Consider the following 14,104-nt stretch of genomic DNA (forward strand, 5'->3'; position numbering starts at 1 on the left):
AGTGGAGGAATAGATGCGTCTCCGATCGTTCGTCACCGCCGCACTGGCCGCCGTCCTGGCTGCCGGCGCACTCGTGCCGGCGGCACCGGCCGCGGCGGCCACCGCTGACCGTTGGGGCTTCGCGTACGTCAAGGACCCCACCGTCGCGGTCTGGACCGTGCTGGACACCAGCCGGCAGTGGGGTAGTTGGAAGACCGCGTTCCCGGCCGCCTGGGCCACCGGCATCAAGCTCGCGCCGGGCCGGTTCCAGGTACGTTTCCCGCAGGTGGGCGCCGGCGCGCGGGGCGTGCCGCACGTGACCCCGGTGAACCGGACCGGGCACTACTGCGAGGTGGTTCGCTGGTTCCAGTCCGGCGTCGACGAGATCGTCGACGTGCAGTGCCACAAGCCGGGCGGCACACGCGATGACACCCCGTTCACCGTGCTCTGGACGACCAGCTCCGGTGTGCTGCCGGCCGGCACCTCCCACGCGTACGTGCAGTGGAGCAGCGCCCTGCTGGCGCAGTCGTACAACTCCACGGGCGCGGTGAACACGGCCGGACCGGTGGGCGTCGGGCAGTACCTGGTGCGGCTGCCCGGGGTGGGGCTGGCCGGGGTGCTCGCCGGCAACGTGCAGGTCACCGCCGTGCAGCCGAACGCGGGCCCGCGCCGGTGCAAGGTCTACTCCTGGGCCGCGGTCGGCACTGGGGTGCAGGTGTACGTCTTCTGCTACGACCAGGCCGGCGCGTTCGTCAACACCGACTTCGTCCTCTCCTACCACCGTCGGCGGCCGGTGATCGGCTCGCTGGCCCCACCGTCGCACTTCGGTTACCTCGGTACCGCCGTGGGCGGTCCGACAAACGACAACTCGGTGCTCGGTGTCGGCGCGAACACGGTGGCGCCGCTGGCGCCCGCCGGCCGCTACCTGGCGACCTTCCCGCAGGTCGGTCTCAAGGAGACACACGTCCAGGTGGTCGCGCAGGGCGCCGGCAGCAACTACTGCCACCTCACCCAACCCTGGCCGTACGCCACGAACGCCGACGTCGACGTGATCTGCTTCGACAATGCCGGCGTGGTCACCCCACACCGCTTCCTGGCCACCTTCACCTCCCGGCTCTGACGCCGGGCCGGACCGGCGGTGGCCGTCCCCAGGTCGCCGCCGGGCCCGGCGACGGCCTTCGGGTCATCCCGGCGGGTCAGGGCGTCCAGCGCACGCCCGGGTTCACCCGCCCGGACCAGTCGAAGACGGCCATGTTGTCCCACTGGTTTCCGGTGCCGTTGATGTTGGCCGGGTCCCAGCCGTTGCCACGGACGGCGTACCAGGTCGGTTCCCAGTAGAAGACGCCGACGGCCCCCGCGTTGCGGGCCGTGTTCTGGACCCAGTCGAACTCCTGGGCCTGCCCGGACCAGGTCGCGCTGATGCCGTCACACGTCGCGTTGCCGATGGCGTTCGGCTCGCTGTCGGCGTTGTCGCGGGTGAAGGGGTACGCGGTCTCCGCGATCACCACCGGCTTGCCGTAGCGGCCGCGCAGGTCGACGATGGTGTTGTAGAGGTTCGCCAGGGTGCCGTGCCACATGCAGTAGTACGACAGGGCCGTGATGTCCCACTGCACACCCTGGGCGCGGATGCCGTCGTAGAACCACCTGGCGTTGGCGGTGCTGTCGGCGTTGGCAGTGTGGATCATCACCGGGATGCCGCCGCCACACGCCTTCGTCGCGTTGTAGCCCTGCTTCAGCAGCCCGGCCAGCGGGGCGAAGTCGTTGTTGACGACCTTGCCCTCGTTCCACAGCATCCCGACGTTGATCTCGTTGCCGATCTGCACGCTGTCCGGTGGGGTGCCCTGCCGACCGAGGCTGGAGCAGACGTCGTAGGTGAAGGCGTACACGTCGGTGCCCAGTTGGCTCAGGCTGTGGCCGGCCCAGGCGGCCGGCTTGAACTGCTTGCCGGGGTCGGCCCAGGTGTCGGAGTAGTGGAAGTCGATAAGCACTTTGAGGCCCTTCGCCCTGGCCGTCCTCGCCTGGGCCAACGCCCTGCTCTTGTTGTTGTAGCCGCTGGCCGGGTTGTTCCAGACACGCAGGCGGACGTAGTTGACGCCGACGGACCTCAGGATGTCCAGTGGGTCGCGGGCCACCCCTCCGGCGTCGTAGTACCTGGCGCCCAGATCCAGGCTGCGCTGCAACGAGGAGACGTCGGCGCCCCGCATGCTGAGCGTGTTCGCGGCGGAGGCGGGCGCGGGCGCGCCGCCGAGCGTGGCGCAGACGACGAGGAGGCCGGCCGTGACCGCCCCGATCAGGGCCCTGGGGCGGCGGTGCGGTGTGGGCGAAGAGGTGTTCACGAGGTACGACACGGGCGCCGCGATGTCATAGGTCGACGATGCGCCAATCCATCGATGATAGCCAACGTGTCTCACGCCTCGGCCGACCCCACTCGGGCGACGGAGGACGAAAGGGATAGTCGTCTAGCGCGCGGTGGCGCGGGCGGCCGTGTCGATGAGGTCCGCGACCGGGCCGGGTTGCGAGACCGCCACGGCGTGGGAGGCGGCGACCTCGACTGTGGTGGACCCCGCCCGCTTCGCCAGGAAGCGCTGCAGGTCTGGGGGAATGCCCTGATCCTGGGTGCTGATGAGGGTCCAGGAGGGGATCGTCTTCCAGGCGGCCTTCGTCACGCCCTCCTCCTGGGCGCTCGCCGAGGCGGGCCGCTGCGTCGCCGCCATGATCTCGGCGGTGCCGGGGTCGACGTCGGCCGCGAACACCTCCGGGAACTTGTCCTGCAGGATGTACTGATCCGTTGCCGTTGCCACCGTCGTCGGAGGGGATCGGCACCATCGTGATCCTGGAGGCGAGCTGGCGGCAGACACCCGTTGACTCGAAGGGAACGACAGACGAATGTCGTTCGATGTCGGACGCCGCGTCAGCGTCCTGCTGGCGATCGCCCTCTCCGCCTTCATCTTCAACACCACGGAGAACCTGCCGATCGGCCTGCTCAATCTGATGTCGTCCGACCTCGGCGTGTCCCTCCCGGCCGCCGGTTTCCTGGTCACCGGCTACGGTCTCGCCGTCGCCGTCGTGTCGTTGCCGATGGCGCACCTCACCCGCCACCTGCCCCGCCGTTTCGTGCTCTCCGGCGTGCTTGTCGTACTGGCCGTGGCGACCGTCGGGTCCGTACTCACCGACTCGTACGGCGTCCTGCTGGGTGCTCGCATCGTCGTGGCCGTCGCACAGGCGGTGTTCTGGGCGGTCATGGGTTCGGTGGCGGTGGGGCTGTTCGCACCCGCGATTCGCGGCCGGGTCCTCGCCGTGACCTCCGTGTGCGGCTCACTGGCGAACCTGCTCGGCGTACCCGCCGGCACCTGGCTGGCGCAACACAGCCGATGGCAGCTGCCGTTCATCGTTCTCAGCATCAGCGCGCTCGCCGTCGCCGCCCTCATCGCCGTGCTGCTGCCCACCACCCGACCGGAGGAGAGCCACGCCGCGTTCGGCTCGGCCCCGGATCGCCGGCACTTCGTGGTCGTACTGCTCACCACGGCGGTGGCGATGACCGGTCTGTACACCGGCTTCACCTACCTCGGTGAGTTCATCACCGAGGTCGCCGGCTTCCCGGCACGCATGGTGGGCCCGCTGCTGTTCGTCTACGGCGGCGCCGGAATCGTCGGCGTCGTGACGCTCGGCCACCTGCTGGACCGACGTCCGCGCGCGTCCCTGGTGCTCGCGGTCTCCGCGCAGGCGGCGGCAATGCTGCTGCTCTTCCAGTCAGCGGGCAGTCCGGCCACGGTGATCGCCGGCCTCGCGCTGCTCGGTTGTTCCGCCGCACCCATCTTCACGGCCACCCAGGCGCGCATCCTGCACGTCAGCCCGGGCCGCACGGAGATCGGCTTCGCCGCGAACTCAGCCGCCTTCAACGTCGGCGTCGGCGCCGGCGCACTCCTCGGCGGAGCCGCGCTGTCGGCATTCGGGGTCCGCGGCGCGTTCCTCGTCGGGGCACTGCTGACCCTCGCCACAGTCGCCCTCCTGCTGGGTGAGCCGTTGCTGGCCTCGGACCGACGCCAAACGCCCGCCCCCGTCGCGGGCGTCAGAAGCTGCTGACCAGCTTCACGAACGCCTCGTCGATGGTGGCCGGATCGGTGGCGTCGAAGGCCTTGCCCGACGACGCCTTGGCGATCCGGTCCAGGGTGGCGAAGTCCGAATCGCGGTCGAAGGCGATGCAGAACACCTTCACCGGACGATCCGGGTCCAGCGCCACCTCGGCGAGCAACCCGTCCAGGTCGTTGTCCTGGTTGTACTCGTTCTTGCCGTCGGTCAGCACGACGATCGCGTTGATCCGCTGCGGGTCGTACCTGGCGAGCAGTTCCCGGTGTGCGGCCCGGATCGTCGCGTAGAGGGCGGTGCCGCCTGCGACGTGAAGGCCGGCGATCTTGCTGGTGATCCGCTTCTCGTCGAACTCGCCGAGCGGGACCTCCTCCCGGTAGGGGCGCTTCGGTGGCGGCTCCGAGGAAAACGACCAGAGACCCACCCGGTCCTCGGTGTTGAGCAACGCGAGGCCCTTGCCCGCCGCCGCGGAGGCGACCTGGAAACGGTTACCTGCGGTGCCGACCTGCACGTCCATCGACCCCGAGGTGTCCAGGGCGATCAGGATGTTCGCCTTCTTGCGGAGCGTGCGCCAATCGTCCAGCATCGCGCCGACCACCTGCGGATCCGGGGGCTTGAAGTAGGTGAGTCCGGCGGTGGGCTCGGGGCCGACGCTGGCGAGCAACTCCGCCGAGGCGCGTTGCTGGTGATCCCGGAAGCCGAGGCGGGTGAAGCTCTTCTGCTGGTCGTCCTCGGTCAGGAACTTCTGGAAGTCGGCAGCCGCCGCCTGCTGCCGCCCATCGGCGGAGGGCAGCACCACGAACGGGTGGTCCAGGTTGAACGTGCCCTCCTTCGGATGTACGGCGACCAGCGGCACGTTCGGCCGGCGGCCCCGCTCCTGCCCGTCCTGCCGAGGGCTCAGCGCACCCGAGTTGTAGAGGTCCACCAGTTCCTCCTGCAGGACGATGGCACTCATGTCGCCGGTGCTGCCCGCCCCGCCGGCCAGGTCCGCCTCGGCGAGGCTGCGCAGCAGGTCCACCGAGTCGTCGCTGTAGTGCGACACGTTGGCCTCGATCCGCCTGACGAACTGGGTGACCGCGGGGTTGGCCAGGTCGGCGCGGGTCAGGTCGCTGGACAGTTGCGCCGCCGCGTAGTACGTGGCGATCGTCGCCGCCAGCCCGGAGGTGGACAGGTTCGGGTTGTCCTTGCCGAAGGTGAAGCGGCCCCACTCCGGCTTGCCGAAGCCGGCCCACCCCTCCCGCCCGGAGAGGCCCAGGACCTCCCCCCAGCCCAGCGCCCCGCGCTGGCGTACCAGGTCGGCCTTGGGCTGCGGCATCGCGATCACCAGTGGACTGTTGGCGATCGACGGGTACTGGGCCGGAGTCTGCGGATCCCGCCCGGCGGCCTGGTCGAGCAGCCGGAGCTGGCCGGTCCAGAGGCTCGACGTCGGCAACCAGACCTGTGGTTGCGGCAGGCCGGTGTTGGTCCAGCCGGCGGCCAGCGCCTCGGTGGCCTGGCCCGAGTTCAACGCGCTGACGTGCACCTGGGCGCAGCCGCCGCCATCGATCGACCGATCGCTGCGGTTGTAACGCTCGGCCAGGTCGACGAGCAGAGCCGCCTTCTCCGTCGAGGAGTTGACCTCGAGCGTGGTGGTGCAGTCGGCGTCGCGCTGCCGGACGATCACGAACGCCCCGGCGATGACCACCAGCCCGGCGGTGACGGCGGCGGTGTACGGCAACCACTGCCGCGTACGCGTGGCGGTTGGGGGCATCGGGACGTCCTCCTCGGCGGGCGGGGCGGTGGCAGTCAACCTATCGATCCGGCGCCAGCCGGCGACCCCGACCCCGGCGCACCTGTCACAGCCGGTCGGACCGCCCCCCGATCGCCGTCGCGACCAGCAGCCGGACCAGGTAGACCACGACGAAGGCGACCGCCCCGACCGCGGCGGCCGGGCCGACCGCGCTCGACGCGACGTAACCGGCGGCGGCGCCGACCGAACCGAGGAAGAGCGCGGTCGAGATGCCCCAGGCATCCGCGGCCTCCCGACGCAGCCGCCGCAACGCGCCACCGCCGCGCTCCGTCACCTGCGGGTATGCCGGCTGCGTCGCCACCGGCTGGTATCCCGGCTGGGTCGGCGCCTGCGGGTACGCCGGCTGGGTCGCCACCGGCGGGTATCCCGGCTGGGTCGGCCGCGGGTACGCCGGCTGGGTCGCCACCGGCGGGTATGCCGGCTGGGTCGCCGCCGGCAGGGGTACGGGCTGGGTCGGCTGGACCTGGGTCGGTATCCGCGGCTGCGTCGGGCGCGGCTGCGCTGCCGTCGGCGTGACCGGGGGCAGCGGGTGGTTCGGTGTCGGCGCGCCCGCGGTCTCGTTGCCGACCTCGAGCAGGCTCTCCCGAGGGAGCGGAGCGGCGACCCTGCCGTCCTGCCGGAGCAGCCGCACCAGCACGCGCTCGGCGGCCGGCCGGTCCGCCGGATCCTTGGCCAGGCACTCCCGGATCAGCTCGTCCAGCACGGGCGGCAACGCGGGCAGCTCGGGCGGATCGTTCAGCACCCGGTGCATCACGGCGAAGAGCGAGTCGTTGCCGAACGGCGGCCGACCACCGGCGGCGAAGGCGATCGTGGCCGCCCAGGCGAAGACGTCGCAGGGCGGACCGACCGCGTCGTTGCGGAACCGTTCGGGTGCCATGTACGCGGTGGTCCCCATGACCCGGCTGGTCGCCGTGTCGGTGACGCCCAACGCGCGGGCGATGCCGAAGTCGATCACCCGGGGACCGTCCTCGCCCAGCACCACGTTGTCCGGCTTCAGATCGCAGTGCACCACACCGGCACTGTGGATCGCGGCGAGCGCGGTCACGGTGCCGACCGCGAGCCGGTGCAGGGCGTTGCCGGTCACCGGACCGCGCTCGCGGACGTGCCGGTGCAGGGTCAGGCCCTCGATGAACTCGCTGACCACGTAGGGCCGATCACCGTCCACCTCGGCGAAGAGCACCTGCGCGGTGCAGAACGGCGCGACGCGGCGTGCGGCGGCGATCTCCTTCACGAACTGCGACCGCGCCCGTGGATCACTCAGATCGACGTTCACCATCTTGACCGCGACCCGGTCACCGGCGTCGTCCTCACCGAGGTAGACGACCCCCTGACCACCCGCGCCCAACCGCCCGACCAGCCGATAGGGGCCGGCGGTGACCGGGTCGTGCGTCCACAGTTTCGCCAACCCCGGCACCGGCGCGCCGGCCAGCTCTGACATCCCGACTCCATAAGTGTCGCGCCCGGCCACCGGCGGCGCAGGACTCGGCCATCGTGCCATGTCCGCCGCCGGTGGCCGAGGACGGAAAGGGAACCTACGCGCGTGGCGGCGCGGTCGAACCCCGGATCCGCAGTGACGGGCTGATGACGATCCGGTGGGTGGGGCGGTCGGGGTCGACGAGCCGGTCGGCGACGAGGCGTACGGCGGCCCGTCCGATCGAGCGTCGGGGCGGTCGGACCGCGGTCAGCGGCGGGCTGAAGAGCCCGGCGACCTCGTCGTCGTACGCCACGATGGACAGGTCACCGGGGACGGAGAGGTGCCGCTCCTCGCAGTGCTGCACAAGCGCGATGGCCTCGGCGTCGGCGTGCACGAGCAACGCCGTCGTCCCGGTCGCCCGGCACCTGTCGAGCACGTCGTTGAGGACGGCGTCCCGCTCCGGTGACCGTGCGTCGGGTGCCACGGCCACCACCGTGGCGTCCGAGTCGAGACCGCACTCGGTCGTGGCGTCGAGCCAGCCGCGCCGCACGTGCTGGCTGGTGGGGCTGTTGGCGTCGAGCACGAGGCCGACCTTGCGGTGTCCGAGCGAGGTGAGGTGGCGTACGGCCATGGCCGCGCCGAGCGCATGGTCGGTGACCACCGACTCCATGACCGCGTGGTGGCTGCCCACCGTGGCGGTGCGTTCCAACAGGACGACCGGGACGCCGACCTGGTCGAGCCAGTCGATGGTGCGCTCGGCGCTCGGCGCGTCCATGCTCGGCGCGATGATGAGCCCGTCGACATCCATCCGCTCCACCAGGCGGGCCAGTTGCGGCTGGTCGTCCTCGGTGTCGTAGGAGGAGCCGCGCAGAACCACACGCATGTCGAGCTCCCGGGCGGCTCCCTCGACCCCGCGCGCCACGTCCGGCCAGTAGTAGTCCAACGAGGGCACGAGCATGCCGAGGGCGCGCCCGACAAGCGGGTCCAGGCCGGCGGCCGGTGCCTCGTCTGCTGCCGGGACGTCGTCGGGCAGGATCAGGGCGACCCCGCCGTGGACGCGGCGCACCAACCCCTCGGCGGCCAACTCGGCGATGTCGCGCCGGATGGTGACCGGCGCGGCGCCCAGCGCGTGGGACAGGTCGGAGACGCGCATCGAGCCGTCGCGGTGCAGGGCTGCCAACAGTTGCTGGCGGCGGACGACCTGAAGCGGCCCGCGGGAGGACTCCGCCGTGGTGACGACGGGATTGTCCTTGGTCATGGGGGACCTCCGAGGAACGCTTCGTGCGGTGCGAGCTCTTGCATGATGACGACGAGTTGGCCGGCCGGGCCGAACGCGGTGACGTCGATCGCGAGGCGGGTCAGCCGTTCTCCCCACACGTCGAGGAGCAGCGGATCCGTGATCTGCCGGATCGTCGCGGCGCAGGGCGCCGATGCCGGCTGCCAGCGCAGCCCGAGTCGGCCGGCCCCGTCCAGCGCGGTGACCTCGGCGCGGCCGTCGCCGAGCCGGACCTGACCGGCGACGAGCAGGTGGACGTGGGTCGGCGGGGCGGCCTGGTCGGGTTCTGGAGGGTCGAACTCCCAGGCGTCGGCGATGACGACCCGTCCACCGTGGCGCTCCAGTCGGGAGCTGCGCCACCAGTGCCGGACACCCGCGCGCGGGTACGCCCCGGCGAGGTCCAGACGCAACTCGGAGTCGGTGCCGTCGGTCGTGGCGGTGGCCTGCCGGGCGGCGTGGGTGCGGCCGGGCGCCTGCTCGGTGCCGCGGACGCGCGGGACGTTGTGCCAGTCACCGCGCATGGTCCAGATGTCGTACCGACCGGGGCCGAAGGTCTGCGCCGTGTAGGTGGGACGCCCGGCGTCGACGACCACCGGCACCCCGTTGAGGGCCACCACGATGCTGCCGACGTCGTTGTGGTTGTGGTGTTCGCCGTTGTGTCCGCCCTTGACCGCCAGGGTCAGCCCGCCGGGACTGCCGGCCGCCGCGCGGGCGAGAAGCACCTGCACGGAGGGCAGCCACACGTCGCGTGGCAGCGGTGGTGGCCCCGGGGTGGCGGAGATCCACGCCGGGTCGGTCAACGCCAGCAGCAGCCGGCCCAGGCCGTGTTTCTCGTCCGCTGCGGGCGCGTCGGGGCGGCGGTGCGCCGCGGCGTGCGCCACCGCGTCGGAGTCCTCGACCCGGCGGGCGGCCCGGTGCAGGGCGTGCCAGGGCTGGCCCCCGGAGGGCCGGGCCGAACCGTCGGCGTGGTTGAGGTACCAGTCGCCGCCCAGGTGCATCCGGTGTGGGAAGGCGACGGTGTGCCGCAGGGCGTCGGCCGGCACGCCGTCGAGCGCGCCACCGGTGGCGTGGGCGAGCAGGTCGAGTGCCTCGTGGGCCCGACACGCGCCGTTCCACCAGTAGCCGTAGCCCTCGTCGATGGCGCCGTCGGCGGGCAGCGACGCCACGTACCTGTCGAGCCCCTCGACCACCAGGTCGACCAGCCCGGCGCGCCGGGCTGGGTCCTCCACCAGGCGCAACACGGCGACGAGCACGTTACCGTGGATCCACGGGCTCCAGTTGTGCACGTCGCCGTCGAGGCCGAGCCAGTGCCAGTCGCGGCGCTGGGCGAACGGTGTGAGCACGCGCCGCTCGACCTCGTGCCGGATCCGGGTCCGCAGGCCGGGGGCGTGCGCGTCGAGCGGCTCGCCGAGCAGGTGGTCGACCCAGGCCAGTTGAGCGGCGACCTCTCCCGCGCCGAGGTCGAGATAGGGATCGGTCACGGTCGGCAGCACCGCGCCGTGCACGGCGTGGGTGTCGTCGTGCGCCGGCCAGCACCAGCTGCTCTGCTCGCACAGCAGGGTCACGCCGTCGACCACCTCGTCCAGCCAGGTCGGATCGAGGGTGACCGCGGCGAGCACGGCGGCCCGGGTCAGGCGCCGCTGCCGGGCGAAGACCAACTGCTCGTACGTGTCGCGTTCGCCGTCCCGGAAGTACCGGGCGTACTGGTGGGCCAGTGGGAGCGGCCAGGGGGCGGCGAGGTCGTCCTCGGCCCGGCTGCGCAGGTGTCGCAGCGTGGGGGCGTGCGGGTGCGCCCACACGGCACGCTCGCGCGCCGGCGGCACCGGCAATGATCGGTCCGGTGGCGCGAGTGCCCGTGCCAGCAGCTCGGTGCGGTTGCCCGGCCAGGCCGCGGCCAGAGGGCCCGCGAAGCGCTCTGCGACGATCATGGCCCCTCGGACTGGTAGAGCGAGTCTGAACGATTTTGATCGTATCAGAGCACTTATGGCAGTCGAGGTCCCGCGGCGACGCCGCATCGAGGCAGCAACGTGCGTCCTTTTGATCAGGTGTGTTCACATCGGTCGAAGAGAAGCATTGACTTGCTCTGTTGTGAGCGTTTTACTTCGGAAACCCTGCGGATGCCTGCGCGTCACATTCAGGGGCACGCCCCGCTCGCCACCTTCCACGGAGACGTTTCGATGCGACAGGACCTCGGATGACGTTCGGGACGGCCGGCTGGCCGGCACCGGGGACAGACCCGGATGCCACCACCGCCGCGACCTGGAGCCGGGACGACTGGTTGGCCCTCGCCGACCGGATGCTCGCCGCCACCCGACCGTACGCGTCACCCGGGCACGCCCTGGTCACCTTTCCCGGGCCGGAGGGCGGTTACGGGCGAGCCGTCGACGGCCTGGAGGGCTTCGCCCGTACCTTCCTGCTGGCTGGTTTCCGCATCGCCGGTGCCCGGGGAGTGGGCGTGGACGAACTCGTGGACCGGTACGCGGCCGGCATCGCCGCGGGCACCGACCCGAGCTCTCCGGACCGCTGGGTGCGCCTGGACGAGCACCCCCAGGCCAAGGTGGAGGCCGCCTCCATCGCGCTGGTCCTGGACCTGACCCGCCCGTGGATCTGGGACCGGCTGCCGTCAGCGGCGCGAGAGCGGGTGGTGGACTATCTGCGCCCGGCGGTCGGCGACGACACGTACCCCCGGATCAACTGGGTCTGGTTCCGGCTGGTCGTCCAGACGTTCCTGCGTTCGGTGGGCGGGCCGCACTCGCTCGACGAGATGAACGAGGACCTGACCACGCACGACGGCTTCGTCCGCGGGGACGGCTGGATGTCCGACGGGCCGGACCGCGCCTACGACCACTATGTGGGCTGGGCCCTGCACCTCTACCCGACGCTGTGGGCCCGGATGGCCGGCGCCGCCGACCTGGCCGAGCCGCGCCGCGAACGGGACCTGGCCGGCCTCGACCGCTTCCTGGGCGACGCGGTCGCGCTCGTGGGCGCCGACGGGTCACCGTTGATCCAGGGGCGAAGCCTGACCTACCGCTTCGCCGCGGCGGCGCCGTTCTGGGTCGGCGCCATCGCCGGCGTGCCCTCGGTCAGCCTCGGCCGGCTGCGCGGCGCGGCCACCCGCATCGTGCGCCACTTCGTCGCCAACGGCGCCCCGGACGAGCGCGGCCTGCTCACCCTCGGCTGGCACCGGCCGTGGCCGCGACTCGCGCAGTCGTACTCCGGGCCGGGCTCGCCGTACTGGGCCTGCAAAGGCCTGCTCGGCATCGCGCTACCCGCCGACCATCCGGTCTGGACGGCCCCCGAGGAGCCGCTGCCGGTGCGGGAGCGGGACTCGGTACGGGCGATACACGCGCCCGGCTGGCTGGTCTCCGGCACCCGTGCCGACGGGATCGTCCGCGTCGTCAACCACGGCACCGACCACGCCGTCGAGGGTGCCACCGTCTCGGATTCCCCGCTCTACGCCCGACTGGGTTACTCCACCGCCACCACCCCCGTCCTCGACGACAGCGGCTGGGCCACCCCGCTCGACCAGTCCGTCACTCTCGTCGACGACGCGGGTCGGGTCACCCACCGCGCCGGCATGCGCCTGCTGACCGTGCGCGTCGACGCCGACGGCGTGGGTGTGGCCGGGTCACGTGCCCTCGCCCACTGGGTCGATCCGGATCCGGGTCAGCGCGATCACGGCGGCGGCCTCCTGGGCCAGTCCCGACCGGCCGGGCACCTCACGGTGTACTCGCTGGTCCGCGGCCCGTGGGAGCTGCGTCTGACCCGCGTCGACGACCTCGCCGACGACATCGAGGCGGCTGCGCTGCGGCTGCGCATCGGCGGCTGGGCCATCGCCGGGGATGCGACGACCGACCTCCGCGGCGGGGTGGCGGTCGTGACCGGCGCCGGCCTGACCAGCAGGCTGGAGAGCGTGCACGGCGGCGGAACGGCCGGCGTCACCGCCGTCCCGCACGGCGGGCCCCTGGCCGGCGGGCTGGTCGTGCCCTGGCTGGACCACCCCGTCCGGCCGGGCGCATGGGTCGCCGCCCTCACCGAGTTGTCCAGGATGCCGGTGGCCATGGTCGGGCAGGCAGGCCAGGCCGTGGTCGACGAGGACGGCCACGGCCTCCACCTGGCGGTCGACTGGCCCGACGGGATCAGCACGTCGACCCGTCTGGACACGGAGCATCCCAGGCCCACCCCAGCGGCCTGGTAGCAGTGCGGGCCCGTCCGGGCCCTTGACCTGAAGGAGAGAGGGATGAAGCGTGCGATACCGGCCGTCATCAGCGCCGCGACGGCCCTGACACTTGTTCTCGCCGGTTGCGGCGGCGGCGACGAGCCAGTCGACCCCAACGCACCCGTGACGATCACCCTGGCCGGCTGGAGCCTGTCGTCCACGCCGGAGTTCAAGACGCTCGCCGACGGCTTCAAGGCGACCCACCCGAACGTGACGGTGGAGCTCAAGGAGTACGCCCCGGGCAACGACTACGACACTCAGATGATCACCGACCTGGCCGCCGGCACCGCCCCGGACGTCTACGTCATGAAGAACCTCAAGAACTTCTACACGTACCAGAGCGGTAGCCAGCTGCTCGACGTCTCCGACGCCGCCTCCGGTCTCGGCTCGACCCCCGGGCTCGCGTCGTACCAGGTGGACGGCAAGGCGTACGCGGTGCCGTACCGGCAGGACTCGTGGGTGTTGTTCTACAACAAGGACCTGTTCGCCAAGGCGAAGGTGACGCCGCCGGACGGCAGTTGGACCTGGGACGACTACACCGACGCGGCGAAGCGACTGCACACCGGGCTGAAGGGGGCCGGCTCGAACGCGACAGGCGCCTACCAGCACACCTTCCAGTCGACGGTGCAGGGGTTCGCGCTCGCCCAGACCCCCAACGCGGACCTGCTCTCCGGGAACTTCGGCTTCCTGAAGCCGTACTACGAGAAGTCACTGGACCTGCAGGCGGCCGGCGCGCAGCCGACCTTCGGCACGGCGAAGACCAACAAGCTCACCTACCAGGCGCAGTTCGGCAAGCAGCAGTCGGCGATGCTGCTGATGGGCACCTGGTACGTGGCCACGCTGCTCAACCAGCGAAAGACCGGTGACGCCGACAAGTTCCAGTGGGGCATCGCGCCGGCGCCCCAGTTCGACAAGTCCACCACCGGCACCTCCGCCACGCCTGTCACCTTCGGTGACCCGACCGGCCTGGGGATCAACCCGAAGATCAGCAAGTCCAAGACCGCCGCGGCCAAGGACTTCCTCAAGTACGCGGCCGGCCCGGAGGCCGGCAAGGCGCTGGCCGGGATCGGCATCACCCCGGCCCAGGTCACCGACGCGGTCACCACGTCGCTGTTCGGGCTGGACGGCGTACCGCAGGACGAGCTGTCGAAGTTCGCCTACTCCAAGCACACCATCAAGCCGGAGAACCCGGTGTCGAAGCACACCGCCGGCCTGCAGAACCTCCTCAACGAGACGCACTCGGCGATCCTCTCCGACAGCAAGGGCGTCGACGAGGAGCTGAGCAAGGCGCAGACCCGCGCCAAGAACGAAGTCCTCAACCAGTGAGCTGATGGCGGGCCC

10 protein-coding genes are annotated in these 14,104 nt (G+C 71.6%); 4 read left to right on the top strand and 6 right to left on the bottom strand.

From position 1 onward, the window contains the following. Nucleotides 1–13 precede the first annotated feature (13 nt). Nucleotides 14–1,099 carry a hypothetical protein gene (locus tag ACLQ29_RS17185; RefSeq protein WP_425772533.1) on the top strand — a complete coding sequence of 362 codons (1,086 nt, stop codon included), beginning with the start codon at nt 14–16 and terminating at the stop codon, nt 1,097–1,099. Between the two features lie 76 nt (nt 1,100–1,175). Here the strand turns inward: ACLQ29_RS17185 and ACLQ29_RS17190 are convergent, their stop codons facing one another. Both ACLQ29_RS17190 and ACLQ29_RS17195 read right to left on the bottom strand, forming a co-directional pair. Continuing rightward, the gene (locus ACLQ29_RS17190) at nt 1,176–2,270 is read right to left on the bottom strand and encodes a glycoside hydrolase family 53 protein (protein ID WP_425772586.1); all 1,095 of its coding nucleotides are present in this window, start codon (nt 2,268–2,270) and stop codon (nt 1,176–1,178) included. Between the two features lie 168 nt (nt 2,271–2,438). Then, on the bottom strand, nt 2,439–2,780 hold the full coding sequence (locus ACLQ29_RS17195) for an alpha/beta hydrolase (protein WP_425772534.1): 342 nt from the start codon (nt 2,778–2,780) through the stop codon (nt 2,439–2,441). Between the two features lie 85 nt (nt 2,781–2,865). Here ACLQ29_RS17195 and ACLQ29_RS17200 point away from each other — a divergent pair, with 85 nt between their 5' ends. Beyond that, nucleotides 2,866–4,062 (top strand): MFS transporter, encoded by a 1,197-nt coding sequence (locus tag ACLQ29_RS17200; RefSeq protein ID WP_425772535.1) that lies wholly within the window; start codon nt 2,866–2,868, stop codon nt 4,060–4,062. Here the strand turns inward: ACLQ29_RS17200 and ACLQ29_RS17205 are convergent. The 4 genes from ACLQ29_RS17205 to ACLQ29_RS17220 form a co-directional block, all read right to left on the bottom strand. After that, nucleotides 4,049–5,815, bottom strand: coding sequence for an extracellular solute-binding protein (locus ACLQ29_RS17205; protein ID WP_425772536.1), 1,767 nt, complete (start codon nt 5,813–5,815; stop codon nt 4,049–4,051). The genes ACLQ29_RS17200 and ACLQ29_RS17205 overlap by 14 nt on opposite strands. An 85-nt stretch (nt 5,816–5,900) precedes the next feature. Beyond that, complete coding sequence (locus ACLQ29_RS17210; RefSeq protein ID WP_425772537.1) at nt 5,901–7,292, bottom strand: protein kinase domain-containing protein; 1,392 nt, start codon at nt 7,290–7,292, stop codon at nt 5,901–5,903. A 94-nt stretch (nt 7,293–7,386) separates the two neighbouring features. Then, a complete protein-coding gene (locus ACLQ29_RS17215) occupies nt 7,387–8,526 on the bottom strand; it encodes a substrate-binding domain-containing protein (RefSeq protein WP_393368333.1) in 1,140 nt (379 codons plus the stop codon). Beyond that, nucleotides 8,523–10,472, bottom strand: coding sequence for a heparinase II/III domain-containing protein (locus ACLQ29_RS17220; RefSeq protein WP_425772538.1), 1,950 nt, complete (start codon nt 10,470–10,472; stop codon nt 8,523–8,525). Before ACLQ29_RS17220 ends, ACLQ29_RS17215 begins: the two co-directional genes overlap by 4 nt. A 266-nt stretch (nt 10,473–10,738) precedes the next feature. Between ACLQ29_RS17220 and ACLQ29_RS17225 the strand changes: the two genes are divergently transcribed. Both ACLQ29_RS17225 and ACLQ29_RS17230 read left to right on the top strand, forming a co-directional pair. Then, nucleotides 10,739–12,742 carry a DUF2264 domain-containing protein gene (locus tag ACLQ29_RS17225; RefSeq protein ID WP_425772539.1) on the top strand — a complete coding sequence of 668 codons (2,004 nt, stop codon included), beginning with the start codon at nt 10,739–10,741 and terminating at the stop codon, nt 12,740–12,742. Between the two features lie 42 nt (nt 12,743–12,784). After that, nucleotides 12,785–14,089 (top strand): ABC transporter substrate-binding protein, encoded by a 1,305-nt coding sequence (locus ACLQ29_RS17230; RefSeq protein WP_425772540.1) that lies wholly within the window; start codon nt 12,785–12,787, stop codon nt 14,087–14,089. Nucleotides 14,090–14,104: the final 15 nt, after the last annotated feature.

It is taken from the genome of Micromonospora sp. DT228 (assembly GCF_049841595.1).
In the GTDB taxonomy this organism is placed as follows: Bacteria; Actinomycetota; Actinomycetes; order Mycobacteriales; family Micromonosporaceae; genus Micromonospora.